The 17,820-nt window shown below is 62.7% G+C and carries 19 protein-coding genes; 11 read left to right on the forward strand and 8 right to left on the reverse strand.

The genetic code is table 11. From position 1 onward, the window contains the following. Positions 1-7: 7 nt before the first annotated feature. The 6 genes from OO12_RS13945 (at position 8) to OO12_RS27505 (ending at position 4,405) form a co-directional block, all read left to right on the forward strand. Positions 8-841, forward strand: coding sequence for a hypothetical protein (locus OO12_RS13945; RefSeq protein WP_052215881.1), 834 nt, complete (start codon positions 8-10; stop codon positions 839-841). Then, complete coding sequence (locus tag OO12_RS13950; protein ID WP_082006536.1) at positions 838-1,872, forward strand: DUF4438 domain-containing protein; 1,035 nt, start codon at positions 838-840, stop codon at positions 1,870-1,872. Before OO12_RS13945 ends, OO12_RS13950 begins: the two co-directional genes overlap by 4 nt. Then, complete coding sequence (locus OO12_RS13955) at positions 1,859-2,557, forward strand: hypothetical protein (RefSeq protein ID WP_034159325.1); 699 nt, start codon at positions 1,859-1,861, stop codon at positions 2,555-2,557. The genes OO12_RS13950 and OO12_RS13955 overlap by 14 nt, the downstream gene beginning before the upstream one ends. Before the next feature lie 21 nt (positions 2,558-2,578). Then, positions 2,579-2,881 (forward strand): hypothetical protein, encoded by a 303-nt coding sequence (locus OO12_RS13960; protein WP_034159326.1) that lies wholly within the window; start codon positions 2,579-2,581, stop codon positions 2,879-2,881. Then, a complete protein-coding gene (locus OO12_RS13965; protein WP_034159327.1) occupies positions 2,878-3,702 on the forward strand; it encodes a trypsin-like serine peptidase in 825 nt (274 codons plus the stop codon). Before OO12_RS13960 ends, OO12_RS13965 begins: the two co-directional genes overlap by 4 nt. 214 nt (positions 3,703-3,916) lie before the next feature. Further along, positions 3,917-4,405, forward strand: a complete 489-nt coding sequence (locus tag OO12_RS27505) for a response regulator transcription factor (RefSeq protein WP_235364795.1) — start codon at positions 3,917-3,919, stop codon at positions 4,403-4,405. A 19-nt stretch (positions 4,406-4,424) separates the two neighbouring features. Here the strand turns inward: OO12_RS27505 and OO12_RS13975 are convergent, their stop codons facing one another. From OO12_RS13975 to OO12_RS13985, 3 genes are all read right to left on the reverse strand, one after another. After that, positions 4,425-5,108 carry a prolyl hydroxylase family protein gene (locus OO12_RS13975; protein WP_034159341.1) on the reverse strand — a complete coding sequence of 228 codons (684 nt, stop codon included), beginning with the start codon at positions 5,106-5,108 and terminating at the stop codon, positions 4,425-4,427. A 117-nt stretch (positions 5,109-5,225) separates the two neighbouring features. Then, complete coding sequence (locus OO12_RS13980; RefSeq protein ID WP_235364793.1) at positions 5,226-6,260, reverse strand: RcnB family protein; 1,035 nt, start codon at positions 6,258-6,260, stop codon at positions 5,226-5,228. A 148-nt stretch (positions 6,261-6,408) separates the two neighbouring features. Beyond that, entirely contained in the window at positions 6,409-6,948 is a 540-nt protein-coding gene (locus OO12_RS13985) for a (2Fe-2S)-binding protein (RefSeq protein ID WP_082006534.1), read from the reverse strand. A gap of 92 nt (positions 6,949-7,040) precedes the next feature. Between OO12_RS13985 and OO12_RS13990 the strand changes: the two genes are divergently transcribed. Next, on the forward strand, positions 7,041-7,841 hold the full coding sequence (locus OO12_RS13990) for a DODA-type extradiol aromatic ring-opening family dioxygenase (RefSeq protein ID WP_034159328.1): 801 nt from the start codon (positions 7,041-7,043) through the stop codon (positions 7,839-7,841). 214 nt (positions 7,842-8,055) lie between these two features. Then, a complete protein-coding gene (locus OO12_RS13995; protein ID WP_034159329.1) occupies positions 8,056-9,363 on the forward strand; it encodes a sugar MFS transporter in 1,308 nt (435 codons plus the stop codon). On the opposite strand, the gene OO12_RS14000 is transcribed toward OO12_RS13995, so the two are convergent. The 5 genes from OO12_RS14000 to OO12_RS28055 all read right to left on the reverse strand — a co-directional run bounded on the left by OO12_RS14000 (position 9,360) and on the right by OO12_RS28055 (position 14,179). Then, the gene (locus OO12_RS14000) at positions 9,360-10,478 is read right to left on the reverse strand and encodes a CaiB/BaiF CoA transferase family protein (RefSeq protein WP_034159330.1); all 1,119 of its coding nucleotides are present in this window, start codon (positions 10,476-10,478) and stop codon (positions 9,360-9,362) included. The two genes, OO12_RS13995 and OO12_RS14000, sit on opposite strands and share 4 nt — an antisense overlap. Further along, complete coding sequence (locus tag OO12_RS14005; protein ID WP_034159331.1) at positions 10,475-11,620, reverse strand: CaiB/BaiF CoA transferase family protein; 1,146 nt, start codon at positions 11,618-11,620, stop codon at positions 10,475-10,477. The genes OO12_RS14000 and OO12_RS14005 overlap by 4 nt, the downstream gene beginning before the upstream one ends. A 2-nt stretch (positions 11,621-11,622) precedes the next feature. Beyond that, positions 11,623-12,807: an acyl-CoA dehydrogenase gene (locus tag OO12_RS14010; protein WP_034159332.1), complete on the reverse strand. Its 1,185-nt coding sequence runs from the start codon at positions 12,805-12,807 to the stop codon at positions 11,623-11,625. Positions 12,808-12,906: 99 nt separating this feature from the next. Continuing rightward, positions 12,907-13,425, reverse strand: coding sequence for a hypothetical protein (locus OO12_RS28050; protein WP_152616434.1), 519 nt, complete (start codon positions 13,423-13,425; stop codon positions 12,907-12,909). 262 nt (positions 13,426-13,687) lie between these two features. Further along, the gene (locus OO12_RS28055; protein ID WP_152616435.1) at positions 13,688-14,179 is read right to left on the reverse strand and encodes a hypothetical protein; all 492 of its coding nucleotides are present in this window, start codon (positions 14,177-14,179) and stop codon (positions 13,688-13,690) included. A gap of 64 nt (positions 14,180-14,243) precedes the next feature. On the opposite strand from OO12_RS28055, the gene OO12_RS28060 reads away from it, so the two are divergent. The 3 genes from OO12_RS28060 (at position 14,244) to OO12_RS14025 (ending at position 17,218) form a co-directional block, all read left to right on the forward strand. Continuing rightward, the gene (locus OO12_RS28060) at positions 14,244-14,549 is read left to right on the forward strand and encodes a hypothetical protein (RefSeq protein WP_152616436.1); all 306 of its coding nucleotides are present in this window, start codon (positions 14,244-14,246) and stop codon (positions 14,547-14,549) included. Positions 14,550-14,855: 306 nt separating this feature from the next. Beyond that, entirely contained in the window at positions 14,856-16,931 is a 2,076-nt protein-coding gene (locus OO12_RS14020; protein WP_235364794.1) for a putative bifunctional diguanylate cyclase/phosphodiesterase, read from the forward strand. A 107-nt stretch (positions 16,932-17,038) separates the two neighbouring features. After that, positions 17,039-17,218 carry a hypothetical protein gene (locus OO12_RS14025; RefSeq protein WP_034159334.1) on the forward strand — a complete coding sequence of 60 codons (180 nt, stop codon included), beginning with the start codon at positions 17,039-17,041 and terminating at the stop codon, positions 17,216-17,218. Positions 17,219-17,820: the final 602 nt, after the last annotated feature.

Consider the following 17,820-nt stretch of genomic DNA (forward strand, 5'->3'; position numbering starts at 1 on the left):
CGCTGCGGTGGCGACGTCCTTCCCGGTATCGGTCCGGCTCGGCGGGGCGTCACATGCCGTCGTCGTCGATGCCGGATTCGCGCTTTCCCCGATGGGCTTGCTCGTCACCATGGCACTCGCGCGCAAGACCGCCGTCTGGCTCCCCCGGGGATTGCTGACCTTGCTCGACAATGACAGCCTGTATCGCCGCGCCCCCGAACTGATGGGTGGCGGATGGCTTCCCGAAGCAGGTCGCGAGGCATCGCTCGCGGCAATGGCCGCGGAGCTGCCGGCATGGCAACGCGCCTGGCATTACGGCAAACTGTCGGCCCGGGTGCACTGGATCGGCGATGCCCGCGCCGAAAGCACGCTTGCCGACCGCGAGGATGCCGGGTTGCTGCCGCGCTTCGAACATTGCGCGGCGGCGCTCGACGCGCTGTTCGCCGGGCAGGGCGAGGCGCCGGTCGCGCCGCTCGATGAATGCGCGCGTGACGCGGTGGCGCTTGCCGCCGCACTGCAGCCCGATCCGGTCATGCTGCTGTCGCTGCCCGAGAATGGCGCCGATGATTTGCCGCCATTATGCCGTTTGCTGACGACGCTGGGTTTCGGCGTCCGGCGGCGGCCTGCCGGCCCGGGGGACATGTCGTTGCTCGATGTGGCGCTGGTTCCGCTCGAAGCCGGGGGGTGTGGCGCTGCATTGCTCCAGATCGTCGCGCCGGGCGTGCTCAGCCTGCCCGACGGCTGGGACGATGCCGAATGGGGCATAACCGATGGCGAGACCTTGGCCGAAAATGGCGACGATGTGTGGCGGAACGCCTGTGCCCTATGGCAGCCGGTTGCCGCGATGGAGGCGGCGGCATGAACGCGACGACGTCACGCCGCGGCATCGGAATCTCCGACCGTAGCGGCACTCTGCGCACCAATGCGCGGGAACTGGTGATGATCAGCGTGATGGGCGAGATCGCTTCGCCACTCGAGCGCGGCACACCGTGGCGGATCGGTCAGGACGGCAAGCCGCGCGCGCTGCCCGGCACCGGCGGGATCGTGCTCAATCACCGTGTCGGTGACGCCGCGGTGGGGGTCGCCGGCGATCATATCGAACCTGGCGTATCAATCCGCAACGAACGGCGCACTGGCGGGGCCGATGCGGCCAATCAGGCGCTGCAGACCTATGCTTGTGTCGGCAACGCCGCGGTCGTCGTGTCCGGGGCGGCACGAGGAACGCGTGGCGTGGTGACCGGCAAGCATGGCGGGATCGACAATGTCCTGCTCGACTTTCCCGTTGCGGCGATGCGGCGCATGGCGATCGGCGACCGGATCCAGGTCTGGGCTTACGGCCTCGGTCTGCGTCTGCCCGATTATCCCGAAGTCGCGATTTGGAATTGCGCGCCGCGATTGCTGACCCGCTGGCGGCCGCGCGTGGTGGATGGACGTATCCTGGTCCCAGTGACGCACCGTGTTCCGGCACGACTGATGGGGTCGGGGTTGGGGCGCAACAACGTGTTGCGCGGCGATTACGATATCCAGATGTCCGATCCCGTGATGGTCGCGCGCCACCGGCTCGGCACGCTGCGTTATGGTGACCTGGTCGCGGTCCTCGATGCGGACAATCGCTATGGCCGTTCGCGGTTGGAAGGGTTCGTATCGATCGGCGTGATCGTCCATAGTGAAAGTACTGTGGCCGGTCATGGGCCCGGCGTCGTCTCGTTGCTTTCGGCGCCGGCTTCGGTGCTGCAACCGGTACTCGATCCACGCGCGAACATCGCGGCCTATCTCGACATCCGCACACCCCGTCCGCCGGCCGATTTCCTGCCACTCGCGATGCGCGAACGGCGCGAGGCAGACCGCGCGCGACATCATCCGGCAAGGAAGATCGCTCATGTATTCGGCTGAGGAAGAACTTGACGAGATGGTCGCCCGCATCGCCCGGCGACGAATGCATCTCCCAACGCGTGAGCTGCCGCGCGGGGCGTTGCGCCGCCGCACCACGCGGACGGCGATGTTGGGCCATGACGCTTGTGGTTGCGGCACCGGCTGCGGTGGCGGCTGCGGCTGTGGTTGTGTCAGCTGCGGCGGCGCGAACGAAGCTGCGGGGCTACGCGCGGCACGGGGGCAAACCAGCCCCGGCGCGGTCAGCACGCAATTGCCGGCGTGGCGCGGATGGACGGCGCCGGAGCGGCTCAGTGACGTCATCGCCGCCCGCGCGGCAGGGCCGAGCAGCGGTGCCGCGCGGGCAATGAGCGAGTTCCTCGCCCCGGGACCGCGCGTGTATCGGATTACGCGCGCCGGCGTCGATATCGACCGGCCGCTCAACATCGGTATGACGATCAGCAATTCGATTCTCGAACGCATGCTGGAACATCATCGCGGTCCGCGCGGCGATCCCAATGTGACCGCCGCGATCCGCAACCTGCCTGCAAGCCAGATACTGGTCCAGGCCGCCATGCTGACCCGGCAAGGCATGCATCCTCGTCGCGCGAAGAGCTATGAGAACTGGCTTCAGGATCGCGAGCGTCCGCTCTTGTACAGCCGGGACACCACCACCTTCGAAAGTGGCGCCGTCCGCCGCTCGGCATGATCGTTTGAAAGGAACCGCCCGATGTCCGCGCAGCGCCCCAGCCGCCACCCCGAATGGGATGAACTCGACGCCATTGTCGGAGCCGAACTCGATCTCGTACTGGCGCGCCGGCCACGACCGGCGGTCGAACCCGAAGTGGACGAACGGCTGTTTCTGGAACAGGCGGCGGCCTTCCTTGCAAAGCATCCTGAACCTGAGCGGCTGATCGAGGCGCTTCGGCAGCGCGCGATACCGGCCGTCGTCTCGGAAGCGCCGCCGCCGGCGCAGGACGATCCGGCGATCGGACATGAGCAAGGGAGCGGGGAGGAGGAGATGCCGTCATGAGCCTCGACTTGCGAGAAAACCCGCTGTTCGCGCTCGACCGGGTGACCGATGAGGCAGACTATGCCGTGATCGGGCCGACCGATGGGCGCACCCGGGTCGTCCATACCGATCGTCGGCCGCATAGCGCGATTTGTCTGATCGAGCGCGACTTCGGCGATGGGCGGCTGACAGGTTGCACCGGGTTCCTCATTTCTCCCACGCGGCTGCTGACCGCGGCACATTGCATCATGAGTCCGTTGCGCCGTCGGCTCGGCCTCCCGCATATCGCAACGCGCATCCGGGTCGTGCCCGGCAAGGCCGGCGCCAACGTCCGCCCGTTCGGGATGCAATGGGCAAGGTCGTGGCGAGTCAATCCCGCCTATGTACGCCGTCCATCAGCGCTGACCGACATTGCGGTCATCGACCTGGCGCGACCCTTTCGGCCATGCCCGGGCTTTTTCCGCATGTTCACGCCGAACCGGGCCGAGCTCGAACGGCTCCGCGGGCGCCTGCTCGCCCATATCTCCGGCTACCCCGCGGACAAGCCAAGGGGTACGCAATGGGAGCATGCCGAGCGGATCGATCGCATCACCCCCCACCAACTGCTCTACAGTGTGGATACTTGTCCGGGCCATAGCGGTGCGCCGGTGTGGATTCGCCGCACGCAGGGCGGCCCCGCCGAAGTGATCGCCGTCCATACGGCAGGGCCGACTCCCCATGCTGGCGGCGCCTGGGGATGTCGCCCGGGGGTGCCGCTGGCTCCGGCGGGACTATTCAATCGGGGTGTCCGGCTAACGCCGGCGCTACACCTTGCTGTTGCGCGCGGATTCCGAGATCCGTGATGGTTTTGCCGCGCAACGCGCTCGGTTCACCGCAATTGGTGCGGTTTTTTGAATATAGCTTGTCGAGCTATGCTATTGAGATGCTTGTCAAGCACGTCAAGATGGAAGCTATGATTCGGCGTAACTCTTTGGGTTTGCCGCAGGCTTCCCGTGAACGGGTCGCAAGAACGAGTGCACCTCCTTCACAATATTGCTTAACCGGGGCTTGATCATCATGCCGATCAATGTGAGTTTGCCAAAAATTATACCGTTGGCCGAGAATTCTCTCGCTTGTCTTGATGGTGGTAGCAAACCGGCCTTTCATTTCATGATAAATGGACGACGTTTCGTTGCGATGGATGGGCGTTATCTTGACGCCACGAGAAGCAAGGACTGGCAAGCCGACGACGGATCCGACGCACATGGCGCCTTTGTGGGGCATATCGCCGCGGACGACATTCACTATGATGTGTTTAGTATCGAGACCGAGCCGCGAGGCGATCTTGCCGCGGTTGCGGACTATCTCACGCGCCGCGAGCTCCAGATAGCAATGCTGATCGCGGAGGGAAAATGCGACAAGGAAATCGCCCGGCAGCTTGGTATCAGCAGCTATACCGTGCGTGAGCATTTGCGGCGCATCTTCGCCAAACTCAAAGTGGGAAAGCGCTCCGCCGTCGTGTCATGGATGCTCCGCCAGCCGATCCAGAACCTGACGCGGAATTGATCCTGCCTTCCGCCGGAGCTCAGCTTTTCAGCCAGGCCCCTTCGCGGAACCATTTGGTGACGATGTATTTGGTGCCGCGCACCACCGGCATGCCTTCGTGCAATGTCTTGTCGTTGGGGCTGCCATCGGGGTTCATATTGTTCCAGGCGAGCAACAGGCCGCGTTTCGGCGCGACGCGGATGCCGGCCTGCGGGAACCAGGTCGCGCCGCCTTCCTCGACATCGTTGAGGTAGATCATCGCGGTCCAGGTGCGCTGCCCGCCGCTCGCCTGCATCGCTTCCCAATAGCTTTCGCCATGATGGAAATAGTCATGATGCGCGCGGAACTGCTGGCCGGGCGCATAACGCTGGCCCTGCATCGTCTCGCCATGACTAGCATCGATGCCGAGCAGATTGGCGATCGCTTCATCGGTCGGGCGTACATCGGGCGACCATCGATCCATGTCGCAGCTCTCGCTGGTACGAAAACCGTCATCGGCGCGGTCCGACAGCAAGGTCGAGGGGCGCCGGTTGGTGTCGATCAGCTTGACCAGCCTGCCGCACTGCGCGGGGGTCAGGAAGTCGAGGTGATAATAGACCTGCGCGGCGTCGATCTTGGCGCGCTTGATCGCAGGATTGGCCTCGAGCCGACGTGCGGTAGCGGCGCCGGCGAGTTGGCGAACGGGGGAGGCCAGCACGGGCTTTTTCTTGGCGAATAGAGTCACGATGGCGCAATTTGCCGAGCGATCGCCAAAAGGCAAGACCCACCCGGCTTCTCCCCAAAAAGAACAAAACCCGCCGGGTTTCCCCGGCGGGTCTGTCCTGACGAAACGAGTTCGGGCTTACCAGAAGATGCCGTAAACCGTGTCGACCACTTCGCCGCTGTAGATATCGACCAGCAGCGCGTCATTGTAATAGCGCACCCAGCGATACGGGCCGTACGCTTCGGGCAGGCCGTAACCGTCGGTATCGTCGATCCAGTAGTTCTGGTTGAACAGGATCGAACTCAGCGTGAAGCCGATCGAGAAGCGGCGATAGCCGTAGCTCCAGCCATAAGGCGCGTAGTAGCGCGGCAGATGGTAGGCATTGCGGTTGCGCGAGCGCCGGTCGCTCCAGTTATAGCGACTATCGCGACGCCAATCACGATTCCAGGCGCGATGATCATTGCCGCGATTGCCACGCCAGTCGCCATTGTTGCGGCCGTCATTGCCACCACGGTTGCCGCGCCAGTCGCCATTGTTGCGGCCATCATTGCCACCACGGTTGCCGCGCCAGTCGCCGTTGTTGCGCCCGTCATTGCCGCCGCGGTTGCCGCGCCAGTCGCCACTGTTGCGGCCATCATTGTCGCCACGGTTGCCGCGCCAGTCGCCATTGTTGCGACCGTCATTGTCGCCGCGATTGCCGCGCCAGCCACCATTGTTGCGGCCGTCATTGCCACCGCGGTTATCACCACGCACGTCCGGCCCGGGCCGGTCGGGGCGAGCATCGGGCCGGTTGCCGCGACCCTGACCGAAGCCGCCGTCCGGGCGGGGTTGCGGTTGCTGGGGCTGCTGGACCTCGGGCCGCTGGATTTGCGGGCGGCCTTCCCAATTACCACGACCCTGTGGTCGTCCTTCCCAATTGCCGCGACCCTGGCCGTTGCCACGACCTTCGAAGATCTGCGGGCGCGGCTGAGGCTGAGGCTGAGGCTGGGGCTGCTGAACCTGCGGCGCCGGACGCGGCATTTCCGCGCGGGGCGTTTCAGCGCGCGGTGGACGCTGCTGACCGCCATCATTGCCGCCACGCTGGCGCATCTCACCACCGCGGCCGCCACGTTCGCCCCGGTCACCATTGTCCTGCGCCGAGGCGATCGACGGGATCAGGGCTGTCGCGGCCATCAAGGCCGCCAATATTGAAGCACGCATAACGAACCCTTCCATAGTACCGGTGCACAAAAGGCCCGGTCGATGGACAGGGTTTGCACCAATCCCGATGAGCCGTTTCTGAATTACGATGACAGCATTGCGAAAGGTTTCGGGACCATCCTTATTTGGTGGGCAGCAAAGCCGGAACAAGCCTTGCTGCGGCGGCCGGGTCGATCCCCGATGGCATGCCCGCGGCAATTGCTTCATCGCCGCGCTGCACCCGCGCGGCGCGCAGCACAGCCTCGATCAGGCGGGGATAGATGCCGCACCGGCACAAATTGGTGATTCCCTCGCGGATATCGTCTTCGCTCGGGTTGGCGTTCTTCTTGAGCAGAACGGCGGTCGCCATGATCATGCCGGGAATGCAGAAACCACATTGCGGCACATTCTCCGCGATAAAGGCAAGTTGCGCCGGATGGTCGCGTTCGCGCGACAGCCCCTCGATGGTGGTGACGAAGCTTCCCTCGATCGAGCCGATCGTGGTCTGGCAGGACCGGACCGCCTGACCGTCGATCTCGACCATGCACGCGCCGCAATGGCCATTGCCGCAGCCATATTTGGTACCGGTCAGGTTCGAGGCGTCGCGCAACGCCCAGAGCAACGGTGTCGACGGATCCATCCGGTAGTGGATCGGCTGGTTGTTGACGGTGAAGCGGGTCATGCGCTGACCTTAGCGATAAGGCGGCCATTGCGAAACGGGGCGTTTCCGAACCGAGCATTGTCGCCTTGGGAGGCGCGGACGATATTTGACATATGACAATGCCAACGCTTTTCGTGCCCCATGGGGGCGGGCCCTGTTTCTTCATGGACCCGGCTGGCGGACCGCCTGATGCGATGTGGCGGCCAATGCAGGCGTATCTTGCCGGCCTGATCGGTTCCTTGCCCGAACGGCCCAGGGCGATCCTGCTCGTCTCGGGCCATTGGGAGGAGCAGGAGGTCACCGTGCATGTCGGGACCGGCCAGCCGCTGATGTACGATTATTTCGGCTTTCCCCCGCACACCTATGAGTTGCAATGGCCCGCACCTGGCGCGCCCGATGTCGCGCGCCGTGCCGGTGCATTGGTTGCGGCGGCGGGGTTCCCGGTGCGTGAGGAAGCGACCCGGGGCTGGGATCACGGCGTGTTCATCCCGATGATGGTCGCAGCGCCCGGTGCGGATATCCCGCTCGCGCAGATGTCGCTGCGCAAGGATCTCGATCCGGCAACGCATATCGCGATCGGCCGTGCGCTGGCGCAGCTGCGCGATGAAGGCGTGCTGATCATCGGTTCGGGAATGAGCTTCCACAATCTCCGCGCCCGTGGCCCGCAGGTCACGCCGGTCGCCGATCAATGGGACGCCGCGCTGACCGCCGCAGTGACCGATCCGGATCCGGTCGCGCGAGTCGAACGTGTCGCGCGTTGGGAGGAACTGCCCCATGCCCGCTTCGCCCATCCCGAGGCCGAGCATCTGCTGCCGCTCATGGTTGCGCTCGGTGCGGGCGGCGAGGGTAGGGCGGTGTGCGACTATCGCGATCATGTACTGGGCTGGACGGTGTCCGGCTATCGTTTTGGCTGATCGGTCATGGACGATTCGGTGTAGTTGTAAGACATATTGAACCGGATTTGACGACCGGCAGGAGGTGTTCGGCGCCTCCCGTCCCTCGTCCAGCATATAAAGTTGCGCATTTCGACGGCGCAAATGCCGTCTCCGATTGCCAGAACGGGCGCGAATGCGCCAAGGTGCTCCCCGAGGCATCGGCACCGCAGAGGCCTGATGAGAGGGAGTGCCAATGCACGTCGATCCAACCACTACCGCAACAGGCACGTCGCCTGTCGACGAAACCGCGACCAAGGGCGTCAATGCGCCCGACCTGCAGGTGTTCGTTTTCGCGCTATTCTTCACCTTTGGCGGGATCACGTCGCTGAACGACGTGATCATTCCCAAGCTGAAGGACTTGTTCACGCTCAGCTATGCGCAGGCGTTGCTGGTGCAGTCGGCCTTTTTTGCCGCCTATTTCATCTTCTCGATCCCCGCGGCCGCGATCGTGCGCAAGGCGGGGTATCTGCGCGCTGCGTCGATCGGCTTGCTGACCATGACGGCGGGCTGCCTTTTGTTCGTGCCGGCGTCGCAATCGGGCACCTTCGTGGTGTTCCTGCTCGCGCTGTTCGTTCTCGCGGCGGGCATCACCACGGTGCAGGTGGTCTCCAATCCGCTGATCTCGCTGCTCGGCAACCCGCGCACCGCGCATAGCCGGCTGACCTTTGCCCAGGCGTTCAATTCGTTCGGCACCACGATCTTCCCCTATGTAGGATCGATCCTGATCCTCGGCTCACTGGCGACGGTCGACGTCTCGACGCTGACCGGCGCCGCGCTCGACGCGTATCGCACGGCGGAGACGCAGGTGGTGGTGCGGACCTATCTCGGCCTGGCGGTTGCGCTGGTGATCGTCGCCGCCGTGGTGTGGACCCGGCGCAATCGACTCGGCAATGTGGTCGACGACACGGGCAGCGTCCTGAAGGCGTTCGGGCTGCTTGAGCGGCCGCGCTTCGGCCTGGGTGCGATGTGCATCTTCCTCTATGTCGGCGCCGAGGTCGCGATCGGGTCGCTGATCGTGAACTATCTGATGCAGGCCGAGGTGATGGGCCTGGGCGCGGAGAGCGCGGGCAAGCATGTGCCCTTCTATTGGGGTGGTGCGATGGTCGGCCGCTTTATCGGCGCCTATCTGTTGCGCATCGTTTCGCCGGGCAAGGTGCTGGCGGCGGTCGCCACGGGCTCGATCACGCTGATCCTGATCTCCGCGAACACCACCGGCGCCGTTTCCGGCTGGGCGCTGCTCGCGATCGGCCTGATGAACTCGATCATGTTCCCGACCATCTTCAGCCTCGCCAGCGAAGGCCTTGGCCGTCGTGCGGCGGAGGGATCCGGGATCATTGCGATGGCGATCGTCGGCGGTGCGATCATCCCGCCGCTCACCGGCCTGATCGCGGATCATTCAACCCTGCAGTTCGCGATGCTGCTGCCGGCGCTGTGCTACGCCATCATCCTCGCTTACGGCATTTACGCCCGGCGCCCGGCGCCGGAGCTTGCCGCCGCTTAAACGGTCAGCGCGGCGATCTCGTCGGGTGAGAATCCGCACTCGGCAAGGATCGTCGCGCTCTCTCCGCCGCTTGGCGGCGTGGGGGTAACGGTCTCGCTGACCGAATAACGCGGAGCTGGAGCGGGTTGAATCAGCCCGTCCACCTCGACGAACATGCCGCGCGCGACATTGTGCGGGTCGGCGACCGCCTCATCAAAGCCAAGGACCGGCGCGAAGCACACTTCATGCCCCTCGAACGCGGCGCACCATTGGTCGCGCGTCCGGGCCCTGAACATGTCGGTCAACCGCGCCTTGAGCACCGGCCATTGGCGCGGGTCGAACTGTGCGGTCCATTCATCGCCGTCGAGCGCCATGACCTGGCGGAGCGCAGCATAGAATTGCGGCTCGATCGCACCGATCGAAACCCATTTCCCATCGGCGGTTTCATAAGTGTCGTAGAAATGCGCGCCGCCATCGAGCAAATTGGTGCCGCGCGCATCGCTCCAGCGGCCCGCGCCGCGAAAGCCCCAGATCATGCTCATCAGTACCGCCGAGCCCTCGGCCATCGCGCAATCGACCACTTGGCCCTGGCCGGTCGCCTTCGCACCGAGGATCGCGCTGAGCATGCCGAATGCGAGCATCATCCCGCCGCCGCCAAAGTCGCCGACCATGTTGATTGGAAAGGCGGGTTTGCCGCCGGCGGCGCCATAGGCATGAAGCGCGCCCGAGAGCGCGATGTAATTGATGTCATGTCCCGGCGCCTGGGCAAGTGGCCCGGTCTGGCCCCAACCGGTCATGCGGCCATAGACCAGCTTCGGATTGTCGCCGATCAGTACATCGGGGCCGAGCCCGAGGCGCTCCATCACGCCGGGGCGAAAGCCTTCGATCAGGCCGTCGGCGGTCGCGGCGATCCTGCGCACGGCGGCGATCGCCTCGGGCTTCTTAAGGTCGAGCGTGATGGTGCGGCGCGAGCGGAGCAGCGGATCGGTGCGATCGATGGTGACGCTGTTGCTGCCGCCGGGACGGGCGATGCGGATCACTTCCGCTCCGTGATCGGCGAGCATCATGCCGCAGAACGGGCCGGGGCCGATGCTGCCGATTTCGACAATGCGAATGCCGTGCAGGGGGGCGGTCATGTCCCGGTCTCCTCATTGTCCGCCCCGAGCATGGGTGCCGCCTTGTCGAGCGACAGCGTAGAGTCGGAGAAGGTAATCGGCGTGCGCAGACCGGGCAGCGTCTGGCCGTCGCGATCGAGCGTCAACGCCATGCCGCGATGGATCACCTGCGGATCGGCAAAGGCCTGGGCGACAGTGTTGATCGGGCCGGCGGGCACGCCGACGCCTTCCAGCGTGGCGAGCAATGGGTCACGATCGAGCTTGCGGGTCGCCTCGGTAATGGCGGCGAACAAGGACGGCTTGTGCTCGAGGCGGCCGGCATTTGTCGCATAACGCGGGTCGCTCGCCAGCGTATCGAGCCCGAGCGCCGCACAGAAGCGCTGATACTGAGCGTCATTGCCGACCGCGAGAATGAACCAGCCGTCGCGCGTCGGAAAGACGGCATAGGGGGACACGTTCATATGCGCATTGCCAACCCGCGGCGGCGTCACGCCGGAGACAAAATAGTTCATCGCCTGGTTGGCGAGCACGCCGGTCATCGTGTCGAGCAGTGACATGTCGATCTGCTGCCCGCGCCCGGTCTTCTCGCGCGCGGTGAGCGCCGCCTGGATCGCGATGACCGAATAAAGGCCGGTGAAGATGTCGGCGAACGCGACGCCGGTCTTTTGCGGCGCGCCATCGGGTTCGCCGGTCAGGTCCATGATCCCGCCCATGCCCTGGATGATGAAATCATATCCGGGGCGATGGGCATAGGGGCCGGTCTGGCCGAAGCCGGTGATCGAGCAATAGACCAGGCGCGGATTGAGTGCGCTCAGGCTGGCATAATCCAGGCCATATTTGACTAGCGCGCCGACCTTGAAATTCTCGATCACGACATCGGCATCGGCGATCAGCGCATGGACCTGCGCCTGGCCTTCGGGCGTGCGGAAATCGACCACGATCGATTTTTTCCCGCGGTTGGTGGCGTGGAAATAGCCTGCGTCGCGGCTGCCGTCAGGATTGGTGACGAAGGGCGGACCCCAGGTGCGCGTATCGTCACCCTCGGGGCTCTCGACCTTGATCACCTCCGCGCCGAGATCGGCCAGCGTCTGGCCCGCCCAGGGTCCGGCAAGGATGCGGGCGAGCTCGATGACCTTCAGGCCGGCAAGAGGTGGCGTGCCCATGCTCAGAACGCCGCGATCCCCGTGATGGCGCGACCGAGGATCAGCGCATGGACGTCATGTGCGCCCTCATAGGTGTTGACCGTCTCCAGGTTCATCAGGTGACGCATGACCTGATATTCGCCCGAAATGCCGTTGCCGCCATGCATGTCGCGGCTCATCCGCGCGATATCGAGCGCCTTGCCGACATTGTTGCGCTTGACGATCGAGACCATCTCCGGCGCGAAACGGCCCTCGTCCATCAGCCGGCCGACGCGTAAGGACGCCTGCAGGCCAAGTGCGATCTCGGTCTCCATATCGGCGAGCTTCTTCTGGTAGAGCTGGTTGGCGGCAAGCGGTTTGCCGAACTGGTGCCGGTCGAGACCATATTGCCGCGCGGCGTGCATGCAGAATTCCGCTGCGCCGAGCGCGCCCCAGCTGATTCCGTAGCGCGCGCGATTGAGGCAGCCGAACGGACCTTTCAGGCCCTGAACCTCGGGGAGCAGAGCATCTTCGCTCACTTCGACCCCATCGAGCATGATCATGCCGGTGATCGAGGCGCGCAAGCTCAGCTTGCCTTCGATCTTGGGTGTTTCCAGACCCTTCATGCCCTTTTCGAGAATGAAGCCGCGAATGCCACCGCCATGATGGTCGGACTTGGCCCAGACGATGAAGACATCGGCGATCGGCGAATTGGAAATCCAGGTCTTGGCGCCGGACAGGCGATAGCCGCCGTCGATCTTCTCCGCTTTGGTGCGCATCCCGCCAGGGTCCGAGCCGGCATCGGGCTCGGTTAGGCCGAAACAGCCGATCCATTCGCCGCTCGCCAGCTTCGGCAGATATTTATGCTTCTGCTCCTCCGAGCCATAGGCGTAGATCGGGTACATCACGAGGCTCGACTGCACGCTCATCATCGAGCGATAACCGGAGTCCACCCGCTCGACTTCGCGCGCGACCAGGCCGTACGCGACATAGGAAGCGCCGACGCCGCCATATTGCTCCGGCACGGTCGGCCCAAGCAAGCCCAGCTCGCCCATCTCGCGGAAGATCGCGACGTCGGTGACCTCGTTCTGGAACGCGTCGATGATGCGCGGCGCGAGCTTTTCCTGTGCATAGGCGCGCGCCGTGTCGCGGATCATCCGCTCGTCATCCTCAAGTTGGTCGTCGAGGAAAAAGGGGTCCGCCCAGTCGAATTGGCCCATGCCGCTCATGTCAGTCTCCAAGTGCTGGCGTGCCGTTGCCAGTTCGACAGGGTTCTTGTCCAGCCATGCGGGTGAATCGGGCTGGCGCGTACCGTAACGCGATTGCCGCTAGCCCATCCGCTTGCGCGCGATGACGGCGATAACCGCCGCGAGGATGATCAGAATCATCCCGATGCCGCCATTCATCAAATCGCCCAGCCCCGGCTTGATCGCGTCGCCATAGGATTTCAATGGCTGCGTCAGGACCAAGAGAAGGCCGGCGAGGCCGAATATAGCGGCTGCGATCATGCCTTTGTTCATAACGTCGTTCCCCGTCTGAGTTGATCCCGTGTGAATTGGTTTTAACTGGGTTGGCCGTTCCTGTCGCGGTGGTGAATCGGGCGATGATGCACTTGCTATCACCTGTTTTTGGGCGGACATTTTTCCTGACCTGTTATGTCGGATTTTGGTTGGGGGTTTTGGATTGTGAATCAGTGGCTTGAGGGAGGACGGCCTGTTAATCGATAACAGGTGCGGAACAGGTGAATTAACAGGCGGCGGTACGGAAACAGGTCGCGATTCCGGTGAAACAGGTCGAGCCCGATTCAATCGATTGGCGGCGCGGACTTTGACGACGATCTGGCTCATGGCCGGGGCATGGCACGGTGAGGCGAGGATTAGAATCGCGCATGGCGGTGGGCCAGCCATGTACAAGCGAGACTTGATTGGGGTCAAAATTCAGTGGCCGGGTCAGACGCTGGCGTAATCATCGTGGTTCTTCACATTGCCGGAGACGGAACAATCCGATTTTCCATGTGCGGGATGAGGCGGCTCCAGGGAGAAATCCGCGCTCCGGGAAAATGTGGCGATCTCCATGAATCGTATTTTCAGTATCTTGAAGCCTTGTGAATCAGAATCTCGAAACGTACCCATTGCCTGCTGACACAGCGGTGAGGGGGCGGGCGTTGTTTGCAGATCCAAAGCCGAGAATGTCACAGACTTTGATCAACTCCCTCTGTTCGATGCAAATGGCTATGCGAATATTGGGTGCGGCTGTGATGCTGTTATCATCCAGTGCAGGTGTTACCCGGCTTGGACTTCCTTCCTCCTTTGAAAAGCGGTCCGGAGCGTTCACTGGCGTGACATCCGATCTGGTCTCTACCGCAACCCAATCATTACCTGCCGACGACCGAATATCAGCCGAGGCTGCAGCGATCCCGCCGGGTGCGTTCAACCCGCTGACAGTGATGCGATCTGATAGGCTGACGATCAACCAGCGTAACAGATTTTGCGTTTCCAGTACGGCAAACCCTGAAACAATGGCACTCGTGGAGAAGGCGGGTGAAACTATGGAAAGCTGAACCGTTGGCAGTTTTGCCTTCAATGCAGTAACTGACCTCATTTATGCACTGCAAAATGAAGGATTACCTGCATATATCTCGGGTGCCAAAATTCCCGATCGAGTTGTGCTTGGGGATATTGTAAAATGGCGGGAGGAATGTCTGAAAGAGGCGGATTCGATCTTTATTTCGATTGAGCTTCTGCCGGGGAGTTCGTCTGCTGGCTATCTTGCAAAAATAACCGCAGTGCAGCGGCGCAAGCGATATGAAGCTCAAATTGATCGAAGATCGATGATTGCCCAGGGCATGGAGGGGAGAGCGCTCGTGCCAATCAATGCCGATACTCTTAATGGTAAACCATATTGGGATGTTTATCACGACATGTTCAAACTTAGATCGTCTTTGATCAAACACATGTTCGAGGCAAAATGAGTTGGCGCGCATAAGAAGCCGGAATATTACGATAGCTCTCAATAGGCGCGCCGGTCTACATTTGCGCCTGCAAAGCCCGGCCGGCGCAGCGTTTAGGACGAAGTAACCTTTCGCTGTCATCCAAATACGCAATATATGTAAGATCGGACCGTGCGGCAGCCCGTCGCTATCGTCGATCGATACCGGACCCGCGCCTCGGGGCCGCGCCGTGCAGGGTTTTACGCAATCGTAACCAGCCGGCGGATAAGGTTAAGCCAATCTTGCGACGCTAACGGCTCGCCAGTTCGCGTTTTATGGGACTTACCGATGATCGACATCGCCTTGTGCATTGCCACCGACCATGATCCATGGCTGGTGCTGCTCGCCGTCTTCGTCTGTTGCGTGGGTGCGTTCGCGATCGTCCAGATGTTCGAGCGCGCGCAGGGTTCGTCCGGGTTGCAACGCCTTGGATGGGTCTTCCTGACATCGGTCGGCGCCGGCGCGACGATCTGGTGTACGCATTTCATCGCGATGATCGCGTTCAAGGCCAGGGTTCCGGTCGATCTCGATGCCGTTCTGACGATCGTTTCACTGATGGTCGCGGTGGTCGGGACGGGCATCGGCTTCAGCGTCGCGACGTGGCGGGAGGGGCGGGCATTCCCGGTCGCCGGGGGCGCACTCGTTGGCGCCGCGATTGCCGCGATGCACTTCATGGGGATGGCCGCCTATCGTGTGGACGGTATCGTCGAGTGGCGCTGGTCCTATGTCGTCGCCGCACTGGTCTGCGCGGTGGTTTTCTCGAGTGCTGCGCTGACGGTTCTCGCCTCCGACAGATTGGGCCGCTACCGCGCCGCGCTGGGAACGGGATTGCTGGTCACGGCGATCGCGACCTTGCATTTCATCGGCATGACGGCGCTACGCATCACGCCGCTTGCGCTCAGCTCGACGCCGCTGGAATCCGAGCAAATGGGCGCCTTGGCGCTTGCGACCGCGCTGGTCGGGCTCATCGTGATCGCAGCCGGTGTGGCGGCCGCCTTCATCGATCGCCAGACCCGGTCGGAAGCGATGCAGCGCCTGCACGACATGGCAATGAATGACGCGCTGACCGGTTTGCCCAACCGGATCAGTTTCCAGAAACTCCTGGGGCGCGAGCTCGACATCGCGCGAGAGACCGCAACGCAACTCGCGGTCGTCGCGATCGATCTCGACCGCTTCAAGGAGATCAACGACGTTCATGGTCACAAGGCCGGCGACGATGTCCTGATCATGCTCGCGCGGCGCATGCAGCTTGAACTGGAAGCCAATGAAATGGTCGCGCGTCTTGGCGGCGATGAATTCGTGGCCATGACGCGGGTCGATAATCCCGCCCGGCTACAGACCTTTGTCGCCCGCCTCGACGCGGTGCTCAAGGCGCCACTTTCCATCGGACCGTTCGAGGCGCGCGTTGGCGCGAGCATTGGCGTGGCGGTCTATCCGCAGGACGCCGGCGATGCCGAAACCCTCACCAACAATGCTGACCTCGCCATGTATCGCGCCAAGGGGGAGAATATCGGCACGCCCTGTTTCTACGATGCGCCGCTCGATGAAGCGATCCGCGACCGGCGGGAACTGGCGAATGATTTGCGTCTTGCGATCGATCAGGACCGGCTTGAAGTCCATTATCAGGTGCAGGCGTCAGTCACGACGCGCGAGGTGACGGGCTATGAGGCACTGCTGCGCTGGACACATCCCGAGCGCGGCAGCATTCCGCCGTCGGTCTTCATTCCCATCGCCGAGGAAAATGGCCTGATCCTGCCGCTGGGCGAATGGGTAATGCGCCGTGCTTGCACCGATGCGATGACCTGGGATCATGACACCAAGGTGGCGGTGAACGTGTCGGCTGTACAACTCTCCCATGCCGATCTGCCGCGCCTGTTCCACCAGATCATGCTGGAGACCGGACTTCCCCCGCGCCGTCTCGAAATCGAGTTGACCGAAACGGCGATCATGGCCGATCGCGTGCATGCCCTTCATGTCCTGCGCCAGATCAAGGCGCTGGGTGTCGGCGTGGCGCTCGACGATTTCGGCACGGGTTATTCCTCGCTTGAAACGCTACGCGCATTTCCCTTCGACAAGATCAAGCTCGATATGGTGTTCGCCGCCGAACTGGAAAGCAGCCCCCAGGCGACCGCGATCATCCGCGCCGTGCTCGCGCTCGGCAAGAGTCTGTCGATCCCGGTACTGGCCGAAGGGATCGAAACCGACCAGCAGCTTGCCATATTGCTGCGCGAAGGCTGTGATGAAGCTCAGGGCTTTCTGATAGGCTACCCGGCCGCTCTGCCGGTTTCCGGTCGCGCGCCGTTCGCCGATACGCTTGGCGAGGACCCGCTTTCCGACCGGGATTCCGTCAGCGTCGCGGCCTGATCGCCAAACTCTCTGAACACCGGGTCCAGTTCTGCAGGACCAGATGCGTAGTCCCGGACTCTGATGCTGCAGCATCCATCCTGAATCGTCAGGAGTGAGGATGCCCTATGGCAGCGTTGTTCACGACAGCGCTCAGGCGCCGCCGTGTCTTCGAGCCGGGTAAAGAGAGCGCCCGCGCCCTTGCCGCCCGATACTGCGTGAGCCTCAAGACGGTGGACAAGGAGCGGTGGAGCTTTGACATTGCGCAACAGCGCGCTTTGCAACTTTTGCAACTTAAGGAATCCTGACAACGGTCCCAAACAGTGGAACAACGACACATACCGGAATGCCGAGAATTTCCTGTATTGCGCTCTAACGGGGTACATTGATGCCGAAAAATGGACATGCCAGCCTTTAAAGCGGATCGCCTCTGGTAGCCGCCCGTATTCAGTTGGTGCGACGCAGGCGGGCTACGACGGTAATGATTTTCGTAACGCGGCTAAGGGTGAGATGAGGGGGTGGTGTAAAAATGTGGGGTGATCGATCCTGGAGCGTTCGCGTAATCATAAACGCGACACTGGCAATCTTGACGGCGCTTTACCTTGCTTCATTGTCCCAGAGCAGTTTGATGCTTTGGCCTAGAGTATTAATTACCATGCTTCTTTTTATTGGCCTTCTGAGCTTGGTTGTTAATATAAGGAGCGCCCGGATTTTAGGTGCTTTTGGTATTATCGTGACTTGGATTGTAGTGCTGCTGCTTGCACTTCCTGATTTTTCGCAACCTGAACCGCGCCGGGTCTGCCGGAGGCCGTGGGTTGTGAGTCACGCTGCCATATCGATGTTGTCCGCGGCAGCATAATATTGATCTTCGGCTTCGGCAGGCGGGATGTTGCCGATGGGCTCCATCAGC

It is taken from the genome of Sphingomonas sp. ERG5, assembly GCF_000803065.1.
Classification (GTDB): Bacteria; Pseudomonadota; Alphaproteobacteria; order Sphingomonadales; family Sphingomonadaceae; genus Sphingomonas.